The 19021-nt window shown below is 70.5% G+C and carries 17 protein-coding genes; 11 read left to right on the top strand and 6 right to left on the bottom strand.

The annotated features are described in order from the left end of the window. Window positions 1-23 precede the first annotated feature (23 nt). Window positions 24-2183 (bottom strand): methylmalonyl-CoA mutase, encoded by a 2160-nt coding sequence (gene scpA, locus ACS5PM_RS29330; RefSeq protein WP_439391527.1) that lies wholly within the window; start codon window positions 2181-2183, stop codon window positions 24-26. A gap of 78 nt (window positions 2184-2261) precedes the next feature. On the opposite strand from scpA, the gene ACS5PM_RS29325 reads away from it, so the two are divergent. Further along, window positions 2262-2912: a GntR family transcriptional regulator gene (locus ACS5PM_RS29325; RefSeq protein ID WP_439391526.1), complete on the top strand. Its 651-nt coding sequence runs from the start codon at window positions 2262-2264 to the stop codon at window positions 2910-2912. A gap of 21 nt (window positions 2913-2933) precedes the next feature. On the opposite strand, the gene ACS5PM_RS29320 is transcribed toward ACS5PM_RS29325, so the two are convergent. Then, on the bottom strand, window positions 2934-5471 hold the full coding sequence (locus ACS5PM_RS29320; protein WP_439391524.1) for an ATP-binding response regulator: 2538 nt from the start codon (window positions 5469-5471) through the stop codon (window positions 2934-2936). Window positions 5472-5529: 58 nt separating this feature from the next. After that, window positions 5530-6600 carry a selenide, water dikinase SelD gene (selD, locus tag ACS5PM_RS29315; RefSeq protein ID WP_439391522.1) on the bottom strand — a complete coding sequence of 357 codons (1071 nt, stop codon included), beginning with the start codon at window positions 6598-6600 and terminating at the stop codon, window positions 5530-5532. Between the two features lie 62 nt (window positions 6601-6662). Here selD and ACS5PM_RS29310 point away from each other — a divergent pair, with 62 nt between their 5' ends. Then, window positions 6663-7718: an SUMF1/EgtB/PvdO family nonheme iron enzyme gene (locus ACS5PM_RS29310; protein ID WP_439391520.1), complete on the top strand. Its 1056-nt coding sequence runs from the start codon at window positions 6663-6665 to the stop codon at window positions 7716-7718. Window positions 7719-7721: 3 nt separating this feature from the next. Here ACS5PM_RS29310 and ACS5PM_RS29305 read toward each other — a convergent pair whose 3' ends face one another. The 3 genes from ACS5PM_RS29305 to ACS5PM_RS29295 all read right to left on the bottom strand — a co-directional run bounded on the left by ACS5PM_RS29305 (window position 7722) and on the right by ACS5PM_RS29295 (window position 9566). Beyond that, window positions 7722-8381 carry a TetR/AcrR family transcriptional regulator gene (locus tag ACS5PM_RS29305; RefSeq protein WP_439391519.1) on the bottom strand — a complete coding sequence of 220 codons (660 nt, stop codon included), beginning with the start codon at window positions 8379-8381 and terminating at the stop codon, window positions 7722-7724. Window positions 8382-8485: 104 nt separating this feature from the next. Beyond that, complete coding sequence (locus tag ACS5PM_RS29300) at window positions 8486-8947, bottom strand: protein-tyrosine phosphatase family protein (protein ID WP_439391518.1); 462 nt, start codon at window positions 8945-8947, stop codon at window positions 8486-8488. Window positions 8948-8972: 25 nt separating this feature from the next. Beyond that, window positions 8973-9566: a GNAT family N-acetyltransferase gene (locus ACS5PM_RS29295; RefSeq protein ID WP_439391516.1), complete on the bottom strand. Its 594-nt coding sequence runs from the start codon at window positions 9564-9566 to the stop codon at window positions 8973-8975. Window positions 9567-9678: 112 nt separating this feature from the next. Here ACS5PM_RS29295 and ACS5PM_RS29290 point away from each other — a divergent pair, with 112 nt between their 5' ends. The 9 genes from ACS5PM_RS29290 (at window position 9679) to ACS5PM_RS29250 (ending at window position 18937) form a co-directional block, all read left to right on the top strand. Further along, on the top strand, window positions 9679-10968 hold the full coding sequence (locus ACS5PM_RS29290) for an efflux RND transporter periplasmic adaptor subunit (RefSeq protein WP_439391515.1): 1290 nt from the start codon (window positions 9679-9681) through the stop codon (window positions 10966-10968). Between the two features lie 4 nt (window positions 10969-10972). After that, on the top strand, window positions 10973-11695 hold the full coding sequence (locus tag ACS5PM_RS29285; protein WP_439391514.1) for an ABC transporter ATP-binding protein: 723 nt from the start codon (window positions 10973-10975) through the stop codon (window positions 11693-11695). A gap of 98 nt (window positions 11696-11793) precedes the next feature. Further along, window positions 11794-12348, top strand: coding sequence for a ferritin-like domain-containing protein (locus ACS5PM_RS29280; RefSeq protein ID WP_439391513.1), 555 nt, complete (start codon window positions 11794-11796; stop codon window positions 12346-12348). A 7-nt stretch (window positions 12349-12355) separates the two neighbouring features. Continuing rightward, window positions 12356-12652, top strand: coding sequence for a DUF2789 domain-containing protein (locus tag ACS5PM_RS29275; RefSeq protein WP_439391512.1), 297 nt, complete (start codon window positions 12356-12358; stop codon window positions 12650-12652). Continuing rightward, window positions 12649-13440 carry an alpha/beta hydrolase family protein gene (locus ACS5PM_RS29270; RefSeq protein ID WP_439391510.1) on the top strand — a complete coding sequence of 264 codons (792 nt, stop codon included), beginning with the start codon at window positions 12649-12651 and terminating at the stop codon, window positions 13438-13440. The genes ACS5PM_RS29275 and ACS5PM_RS29270 overlap by 4 nt, the downstream gene beginning before the upstream one ends. A 110-nt stretch (window positions 13441-13550) precedes the next feature. Further along, the gene (locus ACS5PM_RS29265; protein WP_439391608.1) at window positions 13551-14129 is read left to right on the top strand and encodes a YceI family protein; all 579 of its coding nucleotides are present in this window, start codon (window positions 13551-13553) and stop codon (window positions 14127-14129) included. Between the two features lie 186 nt (window positions 14130-14315). Further along, window positions 14316-16574: a winged helix-turn-helix domain-containing protein gene (locus ACS5PM_RS29260; protein ID WP_439391509.1), complete on the top strand. Its 2259-nt coding sequence runs from the start codon at window positions 14316-14318 to the stop codon at window positions 16572-16574. Between the two features lie 29 nt (window positions 16575-16603). Next, window positions 16604-17761 (top strand): ABC transporter permease, encoded by a 1158-nt coding sequence (locus ACS5PM_RS29255; protein ID WP_439391507.1) that lies wholly within the window; start codon window positions 16604-16606, stop codon window positions 17759-17761. A 3-nt stretch (window positions 17762-17764) separates the two neighbouring features. Next, a complete protein-coding gene (locus ACS5PM_RS29250) occupies window positions 17765-18937 on the top strand; it encodes an ABC transporter permease (RefSeq protein WP_439391506.1) in 1173 nt (390 codons plus the stop codon). Window positions 18938-19021 lie beyond the last annotated feature (84 nt).

Below are 19021 nucleotides of genomic sequence, written 5' to 3'. Positions count from 1 at the left end.
CGAAGAGCGATCCGGGTGACGGTTCAGGCCGAGGCCTGCGCGGCGCGGATCTGCTCCAGCACATCCTTCGCACTCACCGGGATGGGCGTGCCGGGCCCGTAGATGCCCTTGACGCCGGCTTCGTAGAGAAAGCCGTAGTCCTGCTGCGGGATGACGCCGCCGACGAAGACGATGATGTCGTCGGCGCCTTGCTGCTTCAGTGCATTGATGATCGCCGGCACCAAGGTCTTGTGGCCCGCGGCGAGGGTGGAGATGCCCACCGCGTGCACGTCGTTCTCGATCGCCTGGCGGGCGCATTCCTCGGGGGTCTGGAACAGCGGGCCCATGTCGACGTCGAAGCCGAGGTCGGCAAACGCCGTGGCCACCACCTTGGCGCCGCGGTCGTGGCCATCCTGGCCGAGCTTGGCGATCATCACCCGCGGGCGGCGGCCCGCCTCTTCGGCGAAGGCCGCGACCTCGCCTTGCAGCTTTTCCCAACCTTCGGCCGAATCGTAGGCAGCAGCGTACACACCGGTCACCTTCTGGATGTCGGCGCGGTGGCGGCCGTAGACCTGCTCCAGCGCATCGCTCACCTCGCCCACCGTCGCCCTCAGGCGGATCGCCTGGATGGCCAGGTCCAGCAGGTTACCCTGGCCGGACTTCGCCGCTTCGGTCAGCGCCAGCAGCGCAGCCTGGACCTTGGCGCCGTCGCGCGACGCCTTGATCTTCTTCAGGCGGGCCACCTGCTCCTCGCGCACCCGGACGTTGTCCACCTCGAGGATGTCGACCGGATCCTCCTTGGCCAGGCGGTACTTGTTGACGCCGACGATCACGTCCTTGCCGGAGTCGATGCGAGCCTGCTTCTCGGCGGCACTCGCCTCGATCTTCAACTTGGCCCAGCCGGAGTCGACCGCCTTGGTCATGCCGCCCATGGCCTCGACCTCTTCGATGATCGCCCAGGCCTTGTCGGCCATCTCCTGGGTCAGCGATTCCATCAGGTAGCTGCCGGCCCACGGGTCCACCACGTGGGTGATGTGGGTCTCTTCCTGGATGATCAGCTGCGTGTTGCGCGCGATGCGCGAAGAGAACTCGGTGGGCAGAGCGATCGCCTCGTCGAAGGAATTGGTGTGCAGCGATTGCGTGCCGCCGAAGACCGCGGCCATCGCCTCGATCGCGGTGCGCACCACGTTGTTGTACGGGTCCTGCTCGGTCAGCGACCAGCCCGAGGTCTGGCAGTGGGTGCGCAGCATCAGGCTCTTGGGGCTCTTCGCGCCGAAGCCCTTCATGATCCGGCACCACAGCAGGCGCGCGGCGCGCATCTTGGCGATCTCGAGGTAGAAGTTCATCCCGATCGCCCAGAAGAAGCTCAGGCGGCCGGCGAAGTCATCCACATCCAGGCCCTTGGCCATCGCCGTCTTCACGTACTCCTTGCCGTCGGCCAGCGTGAAGGCCAGCTCCAGCGCCTGGTTCGCCCCGGCCTCCTGCATGTGGTAGCCGGAGATCGAGATCGAGTTGAACTTCGGCATCTTCTTCGCCGTGTACTCGATGATGTCGCCGATGATCCGCATGCTCGGCTCGGGCGGGAAGATGTAGGTGTTGCGGACCATGAACTCCTTGAGGATGTCGTTCTGGATGGTCCCGCTCAGCTTCTCCTGCGGTACGCCCTGCTCTTCCGCCGCCACCACGTAGCCCGCCAGCACCGGCAGCACGGCGCCGTTCATCGTCATGGAGACGCTGACCTTGTCGAGCGGGATGCCGTCGAACAGGATCTTCATGTCCTCCACCGAGTCGATCGCCACACCCGCCTTGCCGACGTCGCCGGTCACCCGGGGATGGTCGGAGTCATAGCCTCGGTGAGTGGCCAGGTCGAAGGCCACGCTGACGCCCTGCGCGCCGGCCGCGAGCGCCTTGCGATAGAAGGCGTTCGACTCGGTGGCGGTGGAGAAGCCCGCGTACTGGCGGATGGTCCACGGCCGCACCGCATACATCGTGGCCTGCGGGCCGCGGATGAAGGGCTCGAAGCCGGGCAGCGTGTTGGTGAAGGGCAGGCCCGCGGTGTCTTCGGCCGTGTACAGCGGCTTGACGTTGATGCCCTCCGGCGTCACCCAGTTCAGCGCGCCCACGTCGCCGGCCGGGGCCGACCGGGCGGCCGCTTTCTCCCATTGGGCGAGCGTGGCGGGACTGAACTCGTTCGATGTGCTCATCGGGGTAACTCCTGGGCCGGATCGCCGCCGGCAGATGCTTGATCGGCATGATACATGATGCATAATTATGAATACAACATGCCCTCAGACGCCGACACCCTTCTCTCCCCTCGAGCCCTGTACCAGCAGGTCGCCGAGCGCCTGCGCGAGCAGATCTTCAGCCGCGAGCTCGAGCCCGGCAGCTGGATAGACGAGCTCAAGCTCGCCCACGAGTACGGCATCAGCCGCACGCCCCTGCGCGAGGCGCTGAAGGTGCTGGCCGTCGAAGGCCTGGTGACGATGAAGGTGCGCCGCGGCGCCTACGTCACCGAGATGTCGGCCGATGACGTGCAGCAGGTCTACCGCCTGCTGGGCCTGCTGGAGGCCGATGCCGCCGCCGAGGTCGCCGAGCGAGCCACCGATGAAGAACTGGCCGAGCTGCGCACGCTGCACGACAAGCTCGAGAAGCAGACCCGCCAGCGCGATGCCTTCTTCGCCGCCAACGAGCAGTTCCATCTCCGCCTGCTGGCCGTCGCCGGCAACCGCTGGCGCAGTCAGATCGTGGGCGACCTGCGCAAGGTGATGAAGCTCAACCGCCACCACTCGCTGTTCAAGCAAGGGCGCATCGCCGAATCGCTGGCCGAGCACCGCGCGGTGATGCAGGCGCTGGAAAAGCGCGATCCCGATTCCGCCGCGCGCCTGATGCGAGCGCATTTCGCCAACGGCCTGGCCGCCGCGACACCTCGCTGAAGCGCCCTCGCCCCGCCGGGATCAGGCCGGGCTGAAGACCAGCCCGAGGTGTTTCTCGATCAGCGCCAGCAGGCGTTCCATCTGGACCGGCTTGGAAAGAAAGTCGTTGGCGCCGGCCGCCAAGGCCTCGGCGCGGTCCTGCGCCGAGGCGCTGGCCGATACCGCCAGCACCGGCACCTGAGCGAGGCCCGGCAGCTGGCGCAGCCGGCGCGTCGCCTCGATCCCGTCCATCACGGGCATCGCGTTGTCGATGAGGATCAGGTCCGGCTTCAGGTCCCGGGCGCGGGCCAGGCCCTCGTCCCCGTCGGCCGCCTCGTGCACGATGAAGCCGAGTGGCCGCAGGGCATCGGCCAGCAGCTTGCGATTGGCGGCCACGTCGTCGATCACGAGCAGCTGGCGGCGCGGCCCGTCGTAGCCCGAGACGTGACGCACGTTTGCCGGCGCGCCGGCCGGCGCCTCGGCCGGCGCAAGCGCGAGCTCGAAGCTGAATTCACTGCCCTGTCCCGGCGTGCTGGTCACCGTGATCTCGCCGCCCATCAGCCGCACGATCTGCTGGCTGATGGCCAGGCCCAGGCCGGTGCCCGCGGCGCGCCGTTCGCTGTCGCCGACCTGCTGGAAAGGCCGGAACAGCGCGGGCAGCTCGGCGGGCGAAATGCCGACACCGGTGTCCGACACCGCGAATCGCAGCCGTGCCTGCCCGGGCGTCACGTCGCCGGCGGCGGCGATGGCTCTCACTTCGAAGAGCACGCGCCCGTGGTCGGTGAACTTGACCGCGTTGGCCAACAGGTTCAGGAGCACCTGGCGCAGCTGCTTCTCGTCGGCCTGCACGGCCGGCGGCAAGTCGCGCAGCACCAGCTCGAAGCCGATGCCCTTGTGCTCGGCGCGCACCCGGACCAGATCGGCCACACCCTGCAGGAACGGCTCCAGGGCCAGCGGCGCCGGGGACAGCTCCAGACGGCCCGCCTCGATGCGAGCCAGGTTCAGCGTGTCGTCGATCAGGCTGAGCAAGTGGCGCCCGCTTTGCTCGATGATGCGCAGCCCCTCCAGCGTCTTGGGACTGGCGGTCCGGTCCCACTGCATCAGCTGCGCATAGCCGAGCACCGCGTTCAGCGGCGTTCGCAGCTCGTGGCTCATGCGGGCCAGGAAAGCGCTCTTGGCCTGGTTGGCCTGGGCCTGTGCACGTGCCAGCGCGGCCTGATGCGACGCTTCGGCGCCGGCCAGCGCGGCGCGCTTGCGCAGCAGCAGCACCAGCGTGCCGAGGGCTGCGATGCTCAGGACCAGGGCCCCGAGCAAGCCGTAGCGACGGATCTGCGCCTGCTGCTGCTCGGCGCGCAGCAGCGCGTTCTCCCGCTGCTGCAGCTCGACGCCGAACTTCACCTTCAGCTCCTGCGCCATCTGCGCGCTGGCCTCGTCGGACAACTGGCGCTCGATCTCGCGCAATGCGAGCAGTTGCTGGAGTGCCTGGCGGTCCTCTGCCTGGCTGCCATAGACCTGCGCGGCAGCCAGGCGGAAGAAGGCCTCCAGCCTGGGGTTGTGGACCCTGCGCAGCAGGTCGCTGCCCTCGTCCAGCGAGGCCAGGGCATCGGACTTGCGAGACAGCCCTGCAAGCGCCTGCGCGCGCACGGCCGCCGAAGCGACGTTGAAAGTCTTGTCCCGCTGGCCGCGAAACACCGGCAGCGCACGGTCCAGCTGCTGCAATGCCTCGGCCGGGCGATGTTGCTGCAGCTCCAGCTTGGCCAGGAAGTAGCGCGCCTCTGCCGCCCAGCGCGACAGGCCGAGCCCCTGGGCCATCTGCAGCGCTCGCTCGAGCTGCGAGCGCGCCTCGTCCAGCCGCTCCCGCCGCTGCAAGGTCACGCCGAGGCGAAGGTTCAGGATGGTGGCCATGCGCCGGTGCCGCTCGGGATCCACCAGGGCCAGGGCCCGCCCAACATACTCGTGCGCCAGGACCTGCGAGGCCGCGTCGGACCCATCGGCATGCGATCCGGCGATGCCGGTCAAGGCGGCCGCCATGCCCAGGCGCTCTCCGGCCGCCTCGAAGATCTCGTAGGCTCGCGAATGCGAACGCAGCGCCTGGTAGCGCTGCCCGAGATGGCTCAGCGCATCGCCCTGCGCCACGTAGACCCAGGGCAGCCGAGCCAGATGGTCGCGCTCGGCCTCGCCGACCAGGCGGGCGAACGCGGCCAGCGCCTGCTCCTGCTGCCCATCGTCCGCCAGGGCCCGTGCCCGCAGCTCGCCGAACCAGGACGCCGCCTCGGCGTCGTGCAGTTGCGCGGCCAGCTCTGCCCCGCGCTGCACGAGCTCGGGGTGGCGATCGAGCTCGTCGAGGTAATCGTAGTCCAGCGTCAAGGCGACCAGCGCCTGCAGCTCTGCGGCAGCTTGCCCCGCGCGGACGGCCTCGGCCCGGTCCGCCTCGGCCTTCGTCGCCGACGCTTGCGCATCCTGCTCGGCCACCAGGAAGGCCGAGCGCCAGGCATCGCCCGCCTTCGCGGGTGCAGAGGCGGCGATGGCGCTCACGGCGATCGTGCCGGCCAGGCCGACGATGCCCCACCAGCGCCTCATGACGCCGGCCGCCGGGGTGGAGGAGATACGGGGTCTTGCTGCATGCCGCCGGCTGAAATCATCGGCCCGCGACGACCTCCAGGCGCGGCGATTCGGCGGCCTCGACGTGGCCGATCTCGGCAGCTCCGGCGAAACCCTCGCTGGCGAAGATCGCCCGCACCTCGTCCACCGCTTCGGGCGCGCAGGCCACCAGCAGGCCACCGCTCGTCTGGGGGTCGGTCAGCAAGGCCCGGTCGGCGACGGCCAGCGCCGGGGCCTGCGTCACCTGATCGCCGTAGGCCGCCCAGTTGCGCCCACTCGCGCCGGTGACCAGGCCTTGCTCCGCCAGCTCCCGCACCCCCGGCAGCAGGGGCACGCGCGCCCAGTCGAGCACGACGCGGCAGCCGGCACCGCGCGCCATCTCCAGCGCATGGCCGGCGAGCCCGAAACCCGTCACGTCGGTGATCGAGTGCACGCCTTGCAGCGCCGCCAGTCGTGGTCCGGGAGTGTTGAGTTGAGTGGTCGTGTCGACCATGCGGCGGTAGCCCTCGGCATCCAGCCTGTCCTTCTTCAGCGCGGCCGAATAGATCCCTACACCGAGGGGCTTGCCGAGGATCAGGCGGTCGCCGGCTCGCGCGCCGGCATTGCGCTGCACCCGCTGAGGATGAACCAGGCCGAGCGCCACCAGCCCGTAGATCGGCTCGACCGAATCGATGGTGTGGCCGCCGGCGATCGGGATGCCGGCCTGGCGGCACACCGCCTCGCCGCCGGCCAGGATGCGGCCTATCACCTCGGTGCCGAGCACCGCCACCGGCATGCCGACGATGGCCAGCGCCATGATGGGCCGGCCGCCCATGGCGTAGACGTCGGAGATCGCGTTGGTCGCCGCGATGCGGCCGAAGTCGTACGGGTCGTCGACGATGGGCATGAAGAAGTCGGTCGTCGCGACCAGGGCCTGCTCGTCGTTGAGCTTCCATACCGCCGCGTCGTCGGCGGTCTCAATGCCGACCAGCAACTCCGGCGGCACCGGCATGCGCGCGGTGCCGCGCAGGATTTCGGACAGGACGCCCGGGGCGATCTTGCAGCCGCAGCCGCCACCGTGGGACAAGGAGGTCAGGCGCGGGGCGGGCGCCGGCTGTACATCGTTCATCCGCCAAGGTTAACCGCGCCGCCCGGGGCGGCGCCGATAATGCGCGCCCTTCGCCTGCTGCCATGACGACCGACCTCGAATCCCCCACGACGGCCGCCCGGCTGTCCGACTCGCTGGGCGCGGCCCGCGAACGAACCCTCGCCATGTTCGACCGCCTGCAAGCCGCCCTGGGCGGTCCCACCGCGCTGCCGCGATACCTGCCCGAGCTGAGCCCGCCGCTGTGGGACCTGGGCCACCTGGCCTGGGCCGAGTCGTTCTGGATAGGCCGCAACCCTGGCCTGATGGCCGGCGATGGACGCAACGTCTCGACGGCCCGCGCCGCCTCCCCCTGGCTGCCCCACGCCGATGCCTGGTACGACGACCGGCGCGTCAGTCATTCCGCACGCTGGCACCAGCCGTTGCCGTCCGCGCGCGCCACGGCCGACTACGCCCGCCGGACGCGCGAGCATTCGCTGGCCCTGCTGCCGGCCGCCGCCCGCCGCCCCCCAGCGCTGGCGCTTTTCGTGCGCGCGCTGGACGCCGAAGAGCAATTGCACGAGGACTGGCTGGTCCTGGCCCAGACGCTGGGCCTGGACCTCGCCGAGTTCGCCGATGTTCCGGCCCCTGCCGGCGATGGCCGCAGCGAAGCGGGCCTCGACACCGCCCCGCTGACCTGGTCGCGCTTCCTGCCCTTTGTCGAAGCCGGCGGCTACGAGCAGCGTGATCACTGGAGCACCGAGGGCTGGGAGTGGCGGCGCCGCCAGAGCCTCACGCGCCCGCGCCACCTGGCAGCCGCCGAGCCCGAGGGCGAACCGCTGCGCCACGCCCGCTTCGGCCGCTGGATCCCGCTGGACTTGAATGAACCCGCCATGCACCTGAGCTTCCACGAAGCCGATGCCTGGTGCCGCTGGGCCGGCAGGCGGCTTCCGACCGAGGCCGAGTGGCGCGCCGCGCAGGCCGCCCGGCCGGACTTCGCCTGGGGCCAGGTCTGGGAATGGGCGCTGGACGAGGACGGCGCGCCGCTGCTCGTCGGCGCCAGTTTCGCGACCTCGCCGCGCCAGCGCGAAACGCCCGGCCAGCGCCCGCAGGCAGCCGACCGCAACGAAGGTTTCCAGGGCTTTCGCTCTGCCGCGGCCTGAAGCTCAGTCCTCCACGGGCTTGCGCAGCTTGACGGCCTCGGCCCCCACCATCGAGGCGAGCATGCGGCCCACGGCAGTCGAATCCAGCGCCGGGTCGTCGAACAGCATTTCCTGCGCGGCGTAGGCCGCCTCGATCGCCAGGCGGGCGAACACCATCACGTCGGGCCGATGGGCCTGCGGATGGGCTGCCATGAAAGCCGCCTCGATGAGGCCGGTCACATGGCGATGGGAGGCGATCCTCACCTCCTGCAGCGCCGGCACCGCGCGCAAGGCGCGGGTGATCCACACGCCCGCCGGCTGGGCCACCGTCATGTCCAGCGTCTGGCCGAATAGCGCGACCACGGTGGCCTCGAAGCGAGGTCGTGGCAGGGCCATGGTCGCAGGCGTGGCCCAGGCCCGCAGCAGCCCGTTCTGCACGGCCATCAGGCGCTCGCCCAGGGCGTGCAGCACGGCGTACTTGTTCGGGAAGTAGCGGTAAAGCGCGGGCGGGGTGAGCCCGGCACGTTCGCAGATGAGGTTGGTGGACAGGCGCTCGATCCCGACCTCGCCGAGCAGGTCGGCGGCGACGCTGAGGATGCGCTCGTAGGTCTCCAGCGCCCGACCTTGCCGGGGCAAGGCCTTGGGCCGCAGGTCGGGCCCCTCTTCGGAGGCGGGTCTGGGCATTGCGCGGGGCGCTGCGGCGCCGGCAGCTTTGGACATGAGGAGCGGTTCGCTTCAGGAAAGTGGAGGAATTGTAGTGATCGCTATCACTCGCCTCCCGCCATCGACTAGAACCAGTCGACCAGGCCCGATTGCAGCGCCCCCTGGGGGTTGGAGCCCGCCTCGCGCACGCGGTGCAGTGCGTCGCCCGCCGGCAAGCCGAGACGCTTGAGCACGCACGCGGCCGTGGTGCCGGTGCGGCCCTGGCCGGCAGCGCAATGCAGCAGCACCGACTCTCCGGCGCCCAGCGCCCCGGCCACCGAGTCCACCACGGCGCGGAAGTCGGCCGCATCCTCCGGCACGCCGAAATTGCGCACCGGCACGTGCAGCCAGCGGCCTGGCAGCTCGCCCTGGTCGATGGCGGCGCGGTAGCGGGGCGAGCCGGAGGCGATCTCTTCGGCTTCGGTCAGGCAGACGATCAGCCCGAGGTCGGCACGCCGGGCCTCTTCGACGAAGTCCTGCCAGGGCTCCCATCGGCCGGGCATGGAGGCCAGCCACAGGCGGCCAGGGACGCCGGTTGGCAATCTCACGGAACGAAATCTCATGGCGGGCGGCTCAGTTCAACGGTTTGCGCAGCAGCACGCCGCCATCGACGTCCTCGCGCCACGTGGTGAATCCGGCGCGCTGATACAGGGTGTGCGAGCCGGCGTGGTTGGCCTTGGGCGAGGTTTCGCCGGGCTTCGCCCAGGCCTGCACCGCATCGAAGCCCTGGGCCGCCAGCATCTCGCAGGCGCCGCGCAGCAGGGCTTGCGAGACCCCGCGCTGGCGCCAGGCCGGGGCCACGACGAAGCAGGTGATCGCCCCGAGGCGCTCGGCTGCAGGTCCGTCGTTCGCGGGCTCTTCGTCCCACACGGTGACGGCCGCGCGAGGGCCGGCGTTGCACCAGCCGACGACCCTGCCGGCATCGTCGACCGCCACCACGCCTTGCTGCCGTCCGCAGGCGATGCGATCGCAGGCGCCGGCCCGGTTCTCGTCGCCACGCCGTGTCTTCCAGTCGATGGCTTCGTGGTCCGCTGTCGGGAATTGGCAGTAGCAGGTGGACCAGCGCGGGTTGTCGGCAAACGCGACGTGGTCGAAGAACTCCAGCCACGCCGCCTGCAGCGAAGGCGTCATCGGCCGGACGGTGAAACGGAGATCGTCGGTGGGCATGGCACGACGATGCCAAGCATCGGCCCGCCTGGCAAGACGGGCGGGCGGCCAAGAGGCTCCCGTGGCATGCTGCGCACCTTGCCGCGGAGCACCGCAGGGGTGCGGAGCGTTCATGGCCATGGCGGACACGACGAGCAGCACCCCGGACCCTCACCCGATCGCCCCGGCCCTGGCGGGCCTGGCCCCGGACCAGCGCGCCGGCCGCGGCCGGCGGCGCCGGCGTTGGCCCTGGGTCGCCGCAGTGCTCCTCGTGATCGCTGCGGCCGCCGCCACGTTCGTGCCGCGAAAGACCGAGGTCCAGGCCGCCAGCGTGCAGACGGCCTACCCCTCGCAGCAATACACCCAGCTGGCGGCCTCGGGCTATGTGGTGGCGCAGCGCCGCGCCGCGGTCTCGTCCAAGGCCACCGGCCGGCTCGTCGAGCTCAACGTGCGCGAAGGCAGCCTGGTGCGCAAGGGCGAGCTGCTGGCCCGGCTCGACGCCGCCGACGTGAGCGCGAGCCTGGGCGTCAGCGAAGCCGGCCTGCGGCAAAGCGAGGCTGCCCTCCAGCAGGCCGAGGCCAACCTGAAGCTCGCGCAATCGCAGCAGGCCAACGCCGACGACGAACTGCGCCGTGTCCTCGGCTTGTCTGGACAAGGTTTCGTCTCGCCGCAATCGGTGGACGCGGCGCAGACCCGCGCCCGCAGCGCCGCCGCCGGCACCGCGGCAGCCCAGGCGGCGCTGGCCACGGCGCGCGCGGGCGTCGGCCAGGCCCGAGCCCAAGTGCGCCTGGCGCAGGTCAACCGCGACTCGACCGAGATCCGGGCGCCCTTCGACGGCGTGGTGCTGGTCAAGAACGCCAACGTGGGCGACCTCATCACGCCGTTCTCGAATGCGGTCGGCACCTCTGGCGCAGTGGTCACCATGGCCGACCTGTCCACGCTGGAGGTCGAGGCCGACGTGTCCGAATCCAGCGTCGGCAAGGTTCGGGCCGACCAGCCGGTGGAGATCACGCTCGATGCGCTGCCCGACGTGCGCTTTCGCGGCAGCGTCTCGCGCATCGTGCCGACCGTCGACCGTGCCAAGGCCACGGTGATGACCAAGGTGCGCTTCGAGAAGCTCGACCCGCGGGTGCTGCCGGAGATGAGCGCCAAGGTCAGCTTCCTGTCGCAGGCGGCGACCGATGCCGACCAGAAGGCCGTGCTCGCCGTCAGCGCCAGGACCATCACCGAGCGTGAGGGACGCAAGCTGGTGTTTCGGATAGACGCCGACGACAAGCTGCAGGCCGTGCCCGTCACGCCGGGCCGCACGCTGGGCGACGTGGTCGAGGTCGCATCCGGCACGCTGCAGCGCGGCGACCGCATCGTGGTCGACCCCGATCCCAAACTGCAGGCCGGGCGTGCGGTCGCGGTGAGTGCCAAGTGAGCCAGTGACCCACTCGACTCCACTGATCCGCATCCGCTCCCTGAGCAAGGCCTACCGCCGTGGCGGGCAGGACATCCCGGTGCTGCTCGACATCCACCTCGACGTCCAGCCCGGCGAGTTCGTGGCGCTGATGGGCCCTTCCGGATCGGGCAAGAGCACGCTGCTCAACCTGATCGCCGGCATCGACCATCCCACCCATGGCACGATCGAGATCGACGGCGTCGACATCGCCACCCTCGGCGAGGGCGAGCTGGCCGACTGGCGGGCAGCGAACGTCGGCTTCATCTTTCAGTTCTACAACCTGCTGCCGGTGCTCACGGCCTTCGAGAACGTCGAGCTGCCCTTGCTGCTCACCGGCCTGTCCTCGCGCGAGCGGGCCGCGCGGGTCGAGGCCTTGCTGTCGCTGGTGGGCCTGGGCGACCGGGCGGACCACCGGCCCAGCGAGCTCTCTGGCGGCCAGCAGCAGCGGGTGGCCATCGCCCGGGCCCTGGTGACCGACCCGCGCCTCATCGTGGCCGACGAGCCCACCGGCGACCTGGACCGGCACACCGGCGAAGAGGTGCTCGCGCTGATGGACCGTCTCGTGCGGGAGCTCGGCAAGACCATCGTCATGGTCACCCACGACCCCAAGGCCGCTGCCAAGGCGCGCCGCGTGATCCACCTGGAAAAGGGCGTGCTGGTCGACGACGCCGGCCACGACATCGCCCTGCGTGTGAAGCCGCCTTGACCGCTGGCGGGCACGAAGCCTGCCCCTCAGGTCAAACGCACGGTGCCCGGCGGCGTTGCCCGCCGCGCACCCCGCCCATTCCACCCAAGGAGCCCCCCATGCTACAGACGAGCAGCCCCGCGCGGGCCGATGGACAGTCCCTGCAACTCGACATGGCCGCCCTGCGGGCTGCGCGCGAGCACATCGACGAAGGTGCGGTCACCCCCAGCTTCGGCCCCTGGCGCGACAGCATCATCCAGCTGCTCAACGACGCCCTGGCCACCGAGCTGGTCTGCATCCTGCGCTACAAGCGCCACCACTTCACCGCCCGCGGCATGTCTTCGCCGCGCGTAGCCGAGGAATTCCTGGAGCATGCGCACGAGGAAGAAGCGCATGCCGACCTGATCGCCGAGCGCATCGTGCAGCTCGGCGGCGAACCGGACTTCGCGCCCGACAGCCTGGCGCGGCGAAGCCATGCCGATTACGACGAGTCGCGCGACCTCCAGGCCATGGTGCGGGCCAACCTGGTGGCCGAGCGCATCGCGGTGGAGGCCTACCGCCAGATGATCAACCTCATCGGCGACAAGGACCCGACCACCCGCCGCCTGCTCGAAGGGGTGCTGGCGCAGGAGGAGGAGCACGCCGACGAGCTTTCCGACCTGCTGGACGCCTGAGGCCGCCATGGACACCGCAGCCCACCACAGCATGCAGGAGTTGTTCGCTCAGCTCGGCCTGCCGGACGACGAAGCCTCCATCGACTCGTTCGTGCAGTCGCATCGCCCGCTGCCTTGCGAAGCCCATCTGCCCGAGGCCGACTTCTGGTCGGACGCCCAGCGCGCCTTCCTGAAGGAAAAGCTCAAGGACGACAGCGACTGGGCAATGGTCATCGACGATCTCAACACCCGCCTGCACGAGCACCCCGCTCCCGAGGCCTTGAAACAGGCTGGTGGCGCGGAGGCGTCGGTCCCCCCGCATTGAAGGCCGCCTTCGTCACCGCCCGCTTCGACCGGCGCTTCGGCTACGCGCTGGCCGTGGCCGACCCGCCCGCCGGCGCTTCGCCTGCCGGCCTGGTGGTCACGGTGCACAACAGCGTGCGCTGGTACGACCGCAACCTCGCGGCCTTCCGTGACTTCGGCCAGCGACATGGCCTGGTCGTGCTGGCACCCCTGTTCCCGCCCGGCCTGTTCGGCGACGACAACCCGGACGGCTACAAGCTGCTGGCCGAGAAGGGCCTGCGCTACGACGAGGTGCTGCATGCGATGGTGCGAGAGGTCGGCGAGGCCACGGGCTGCGAAACCGACCGCTTCTTCCTGCACGGCTACTCGGGCGGCGGCCAGTTCGTCCATCGCTACCTGATGCTGCACCCCGAGCGCGTGCGCGCGGCCGCCGTCGGCGCCCCGGGCGCAGTGACCCTGCTGGACGACGAGCAGGCGTGGTGGGGCGGTGTCGGCGACCTGCGCGAACGCTTCGGGCAATCGCCAGACCTCGTCGCCCTTCGCGCGGTTCCTGTCCAGCTGGTGGTCGGCAGCGACGACACGGACATCCGCGGCCTGAAACAGCAGCCGCCCAGCCGCTTCTGGCCAACTGACGAGGACAGGCGTGGCGCCCATCGCATCGCGCGCCTGCAGGCCCTGGAGCGCTCGCTGCGGGCGATCGGCGCCCGCCCGGCCTTCGAGCTGATGCCGGGCGTGGGCCACGGCGACGGCGACAGCCCGTCGATCGCCCTGGCCCAGGGACTGTTCGCGCAGGTGCTCGCGCGGGGCTGAAAGCCGGCCTGTCGATTCCGGGGAGGCTTCTTCGTCGTCCGGACATGAACGCCATCCACCCAAGGAGCCCCGCCATGCACGCCACGCCCCGCCTCGGCACGGTCTTCACCGTGCTCGCCACCGCCCTGCTCTCGTCAGTCACCCTCGTCGCCGCCGATCCGGCCAGCGCCGCGCCGGTGAGCTACAGGATCGACCCCGACCACACCTACCCCAGCTTCGAGGCGGACCACCTAGGCGGCCTGTCGGTCTGGCGCGGCAAGATGAACCGCAGCGCCGGCACGGTGACGCTCGACAAGGCCGCCGGCAGCGGCACGGTGGACGTCAGCGTGGAGCTGGCCAGCATCGCCTTCGGCCAGGCAGCCCTCGATCGCTGGGCCGTGGGAAAGGAATTCTTCGACGTGAGCCAGCACCCCCAGGCCCGCTTCCAGGGCCGGCTGCAGGCCTTCGTCGACGGCCGGCCGAGCCAGGCCGTGGGCGAACTCTCGCTGCACGGCGTGACCCGGCCCTTGACGCTGAAGATCGCCGCCTTCAAGTGCATGCCCCATCCGATGCTCAAGCGCGAAGTCTGCGGCGCCGATGCGGTCGGCAGCTTCCGGCGCGACGAATTCGGCCTGGACGCGGGCAAGGACTACGGCTTCGACATGAACGTGCTGCTGCGCATCCAGGTGGAGGCCGTGGCCGATTCCTGAAACCTCCCCGCGGCCCGGCCGGCGCCCGGCAGGCGCCGCGGGCGCCTGCAGCAAAGTGGCCAGGCCGCACCGGCTTGAGGCATCTGCCCGCCTTTCAGGGATTGCCCTTGCCAAAGCTGCCAGGGCAGGCGCGGCATTCGGCGGGCGGCGCATGGACAATCGCGGCATTCCCATGACGCCTTGTCGATGAGCCAAGAAACCTTCCGCTTCGGCCGCTGTGAACTGCGGGTCGCCTCGCGCGAGCTCCATGTCGACGAGGAGTTGCGGCCGATCGAACGGCGGCCGTTCGATCTGCTGGTCTACCTGCTGCGCCAGCGCCACCGCGTCGTTTCCAAGGACGAACTCCTCAACGAGGTCTGGTCCGGCGAGGACGTGACGCCCGGCGTCATCGCCAGCGCCGTGCTCAAGCTGCGCAAGCTCATCGAGGACAAGGACGCCGATGCGCCCCTGATAGGCACCGCCCACCGGGTCGGCTACCGCTTCGTCGGCCAGGTCGAGGGCGCCGCGCCGGCCGCGGCGGCTGTTGCGGCGGCGGAAAACCCGACGATCGCGCTGCTGCCGTTCGAGAACCGGACCGGCCAGCCGGACCTCGATTGGGTGGAACTGGGCCTGCTGTCGCTGGTGCAAAAGGCCCTCGCCACCCACAGGCGCCTCGAGGTGGCCACCATCCCGTCGGTGCTCGCGGCGCTGCGCACCGTGCCCGCCGAGGCCACGCTGGCCCAGCGCGTCGAGGCCCTGGGCCGGCTGCTGGGCACCACGCACGTGGTGCAGGTGGTGGTCACCGGCATCGAAGGCGCCTACCAGCTCGAAGCGACGCTGGCGGGGGCCACCGGGACCAATCAGCAGCACCTCGCCGGCCCGGACCTGCCCCAGCTGGGCCAGGCGCTGGCCGCCCGGCTGGAGGCCGCGCTGAAGGCCGGACCCACGGCGCCACTCGATGCGCTGGAGGGCACCAGCGCGGTCGCCAACTGGACGCTGGGCCGCGCGATGCAGGCGGCGGCGGAGAACAAGTGGCACGTCGCGCTGAACCTGCTCGATGCGGTGCTGCAGATGGAGCCGGCCCACGCGCTGGCCCGGGTGGAGAGGCTGCGCGTCCTGGTGGCGCTGGACGACAGCCAGGCCTTCGAGGCCGGTCCGGCGCTCGTGCTCGCCGCCCGTGCCACGGGCAACCGCGCCCAGGAGGCCGAGGTCCGGCTCGAGCTGGCGCAGGCCTATCTCAAGCGCCGGCTGAACGACCAGGCCCGCCTGCAGATCGACGAAGTGCTGCAGGCCGCCGAGGGCATCCAGTCGCCCGCCTACCACCTCAACCTGTGCCTGCTGCGGGCGGAGCTGGCGCTGAGCCAGCTCGACTGGCCGACCGCCGAGGCCATGCTCGAGCGGGCAGACGCGCTGTGCGCGCAGACCGGCAACGTGTTCGACCGCATCCGCATGCTGCAGACCCTGCTGGTGCTCAAGGCCGAGACCGGCGACATGCGCAAGGCCTGGGCGCACGCGAGCGAGGCGGTGGAGCTTTACCGCCGGCACGGCATCCTGGTGGGGCAGGCGCGCGCCGAGTGCAATCTCTCGATAGCCAGCGGCGCGCTCGGCATGTTCCGCGAGGCCGAGGAGCATGGCGAGCTGGCGCTGTCGCTGTCTCGCAGCATGAACGTCTGGATCAGCACGGTCGTCGCCGCCTCGGGCCTGTGCGGCCTGTACCGGCAGCTGCGCAAGCCCCACCACCTGGCGCGCGTGCTGCGCGATCTCGAGGAGGCGCACGCCGACAACCGGGTGCAGAACCCGATGTACCACCTCGTCGGCCGCGCCCAGCTCGCCATGGCCAGGGATCAGCACAGCGAGGCCGTGCTGTGGCTGCAGGACGCCGCCGTGCACACCAAGCATTCGGGGCGTGAGCTGGACCACCACTTCGTTCTCCCCCTGCTCGCCGGCGCCCAGGTGCATGCCGGCCGCCTCGACGAGGCCGCCGCCACCTGTGCGCAGATGCGTGCCAGCGCCGGGTTCGCGCGCGATGCGCAGCTGCGCACGGCCACCCTGCATTGCGAAGCCCAGCTGGCGCTGGCACGCGGTGACCGCGCAGGAGCGCTGGCCCGGCTGCTGCAGGCCCGCGAGGGCGCCGCCCTGGGCTGGTGGCGCGCGCTGGCCAGCCTGGACGCGGCCTGGCTGGCGGCCGAGACGGGCGATACGGACGCGGCCCACACGCTCACCCAGGACCTGAACGGCTGGGTCGACGAGCATCCCGTCGGCAAGGCACTGCAGGCGCGCCTGGCCCGCGCCGAGCAGCGCCACTCGGAAGCCGACTGGCGACACCGCCAGCTCGCCGCCAGCCTCGGTGATGCCCTGCCCGGCTACTGGGCGGAGCTCGGCCGCTACTATGCGGCCGCGGCTGCCGACCCCGGCGCCGGCCAGATCGAACCACCGCTCACGCCGCGCCTGCCCACCTCGATCTGAGCGCGGCGTGGCCCCCGAGGGTCACCGCCATGCTCCTGCTGCGGCTGCTGCTGCGCAACGCCTTCCGGCACCGCCTGCGGACCGCCCTGACCATCGTCGGGCTCGTCGTGGCCGTCTGCGCCTTCGGCCTGCTGCGCACCCTGGTGGACGCCTGGTATGCCGGCGTCGCGGCCAGCTCCAGCACCCGGCTCGTCACGCGCAGTTCGGTGTCGCTGACCTTCCCCCTGCCCCTGAGCCATGCCCAGCGCCTGAAGGCCGTCGACGGGGTGACGACCATCTCCTGGGCCAACTGGTTCGGCGGTGTCTACCAGACCGAGCGCAACTTCTTTCCGCAGTTCGCAGTGGAGCCGGCCAGCTACCTCAAGCTCTACCCCGAGTACCGGCTGACGGAGGACGAGAAGCAGGCCTTCCTGCGCGACCGCCAGGGCGCCATCGTGGGCCGCAAGCTGGCCAACACCTACGGCTGGAAGATCGGCGACCAGATCCCCATCCGCGGCACCATCTACTCCGGCACCTGGACCTTCACCCTACGCGGCATCTGGGAAGGCGCCGAGGCCAGGACCGACGAGTCGCAGATGCTCTTCCACTGGCAGTACATCAACGAGACCCTGCGCAGGAAGTACGGCGCCCGGGCGGACTTCGTCGGCGTCTATGTGCTGGGCATAGACGAGCCGCACGGCGCCGCGGTGATCTCGCAGCGCGTCGATGCCCTGTTCAAAAACTCCGCCGCCGAGACGCTGACGGAGACCGAGGCCGCCTTCCAGCTGAGCTTCGTCTCGATGAGCGAGGCCATCCTGGCCGCGATCGAGGCGGTGAGCTACATCATCATCGTGATCATCATGGTGGTGATGGCCAACACCATGACGATGACGGCCCGCGAGCGCATGGCCGAGTACGCCACGCTCAAGGCGCTCGGCTTCCCGCCCGGCTTCGTGGTGCGGCTGCTGTTCGGCGAGAGCCTGCTGATCGCACTGATCGGCGGCACGCTCGGGCTGGCGCTCACCTTCCCGGCGGTCAGCGCCATTGCCGGCTCGCTGGGCTCCTTCCTGCCCGTCTTCCGCATCGCCCCGCACACGGTGGCGATGCAGGTGGCCGCCGCGGCGATCGTGGGGATGGTGGCCGCGGCTTGGCCGGCCTGGCGCATGAGCCGCATCGACATCGTCCAGGGCCTTCGTCATATCGGGTGACGCATGCTGAACGTCGTGCCCTTCAGCTACATCGCCCGCAACCTGTGGGTGCGGCGGGTCACGACGCTGCTCACCGCGGCCGGAATGGCGCTGGTCGTCTACACCTTCGCCACCGTGCTGATGATGAGCGAAGGCATACGCGCCACGCTCGTCGCCACCGGCCAGCCGGACAACCTGCTCGTGCTGCGCAAGGGCGCGGGCGCCGAGATCAACAGCGGCGTCGACCGCGTGCAGGCGAGCATCCTCGAGTCGCTGCCCGGCATCGCCACCGGGCGCAGCGGCGAGCGCCTGGTCTCCCGGGAGACGGTGGTGCTGAACTCGCTGCCCAAGCTCGGCACCGGCAAGCCGAGCAACGTGACGATGCGCGGCATGGGCGCGGCCGGGCCCACGTTGCGGCCGCAGGTGAAGCTGGCCGAAGGTCGCTGGTTCCGACAGGGCACGGCAGAGATCGTCGTCGGCCACGCCGTCACCGCCGGCTTCGAGGGTTGCCGCCTCGGCGACACGCTGCGCTTCGGCGGACGCGACTGGACCATCGTCGGCACCTTCGATGCCGCGAAGACGGCGTTCGACTCCGAGATCTGGGGCGACGCCGACCTGATGATGCAGTCCTACCGCCGCAGCCTGTACTCGACGGTGGTCCTGCACCTGGCCGATGGCGCGCGCCGGCAGCGCACGCTGGACGCGATCGCCGCCGACCCGCGGCTGCAGGTGGATGCCAAGCCCGAGATCCAGTTCTACGAGGAGCAGAGCGAGGGCCTCGCCAAGTTCATCCGCATCCTGGGCACGGTGCTGTCGGCCATCTTCTCGATAGGCGCCATCGTGGGCGCCATGATCACCATGTTCGCCACGGTCGCCCAACGCACAGGCGAAATCGGCACGCTGCGCGCCCTGGGCTTCCGGCGCAGCGCGGTGCTGCTGGCCTTCCTCTGTGAAAGCCTGCTGCTCAGCGTCGTGGGTGGCATCCTCGGGCTGACCGGCGCGAGCCTGATGCAGGCGGTCGACATCTCCACCACCAACTTCCAGACCTTCGCCGAGCTGGCCTTCCGCTTCAAGCTCACGCCGGGGATCGCGGCGCACACCCTGCTGTTCGCGCTGCTCATGGGTCTCATCGGCGGCTTCGTGCCCGCTTGGCGGGCCGCGCGCCTGAAGATCGTGGATTGCCTGCGCGAGGCCTGAGGGCATCTTTCACCCGGCTCCGGCGATTGTTCGGAGCACCCACTCTCCGCGGGATGAAAATCAGGCCTTTCGATCCTGGCATCT

Origin of the sequence: Ideonella flava (assembly GCF_051857595.1) — a bacterium.
In the GTDB taxonomy this organism is placed as follows: Bacteria; Pseudomonadota; Gammaproteobacteria; order Burkholderiales; family Burkholderiaceae_C; genus Ideonella.
Note: the sequence above shows the minus strand (reverse complement) of the source record. Positions and strands in the feature narration are given on the sequence as shown.

Excerpts from the sequence above, each read along its gene's own strand:
- scpA (WP_439391527.1), bottom strand. The coding sequence starts at position 2,183 with ATGAGCACATCGAACGAGTTCAGTCCCGCCACGCTCGCCCAATGGGAG.
- ACS5PM_RS29325 (WP_439391526.1), top strand. The coding sequence starts at position 2,262 with ATGCCCTCAGACGCCGACACCCTTCTCTCCCCTCGAGCCCTGTACCAG.
- ACS5PM_RS29320 (WP_439391524.1), bottom strand. The coding sequence starts at position 5,471 with ATGAGGCGCTGGTGGGGCATCGTCGGCCTGGCCGGCACGATCGCCGTG.
- selD (WP_439391522.1), bottom strand. The coding sequence starts at position 6,600 with ATGAACGATGTACAGCCGGCGCCCGCCCCGCGCCTGACCTCCTTGTCC.
- ACS5PM_RS29310 (WP_439391520.1), top strand. The coding sequence starts at position 6,663 with ATGACGACCGACCTCGAATCCCCCACGACGGCCGCCCGGCTGTCCGAC.
- ACS5PM_RS29305 (WP_439391519.1), bottom strand. The coding sequence starts at position 8,381 with ATGCCCAGACCCGCCTCCGAAGAGGGGCCCGACCTGCGGCCCAAGGCC.
- ACS5PM_RS29295 (WP_439391516.1), bottom strand. The coding sequence starts at position 9,566 with ATGCCCACCGACGATCTCCGTTTCACCGTCCGGCCGATGACGCCTTCG.
- ACS5PM_RS29290 (WP_439391515.1), top strand. The coding sequence starts at position 9,679 with ATGGCCATGGCGGACACGACGAGCAGCACCCCGGACCCTCACCCGATC.
- ACS5PM_RS29280 (WP_439391513.1), top strand. The coding sequence starts at position 11,794 with ATGCTACAGACGAGCAGCCCCGCGCGGGCCGATGGACAGTCCCTGCAA.
- ACS5PM_RS29275 (WP_439391512.1), top strand. The coding sequence starts at position 12,356 with ATGGACACCGCAGCCCACCACAGCATGCAGGAGTTGTTCGCTCAGCTC.
- ACS5PM_RS29260 (WP_439391509.1), top strand. The coding sequence starts at position 14,316 with ATGAGCCAAGAAACCTTCCGCTTCGGCCGCTGTGAACTGCGGGTCGCC.
- ACS5PM_RS29255 (WP_439391507.1), top strand. The coding sequence starts at position 16,604 with ATGCTCCTGCTGCGGCTGCTGCTGCGCAACGCCTTCCGGCACCGCCTG.
- ACS5PM_RS29250 (WP_439391506.1), top strand. The coding sequence starts at position 17,765 with ATGCTGAACGTCGTGCCCTTCAGCTACATCGCCCGCAACCTGTGGGTG.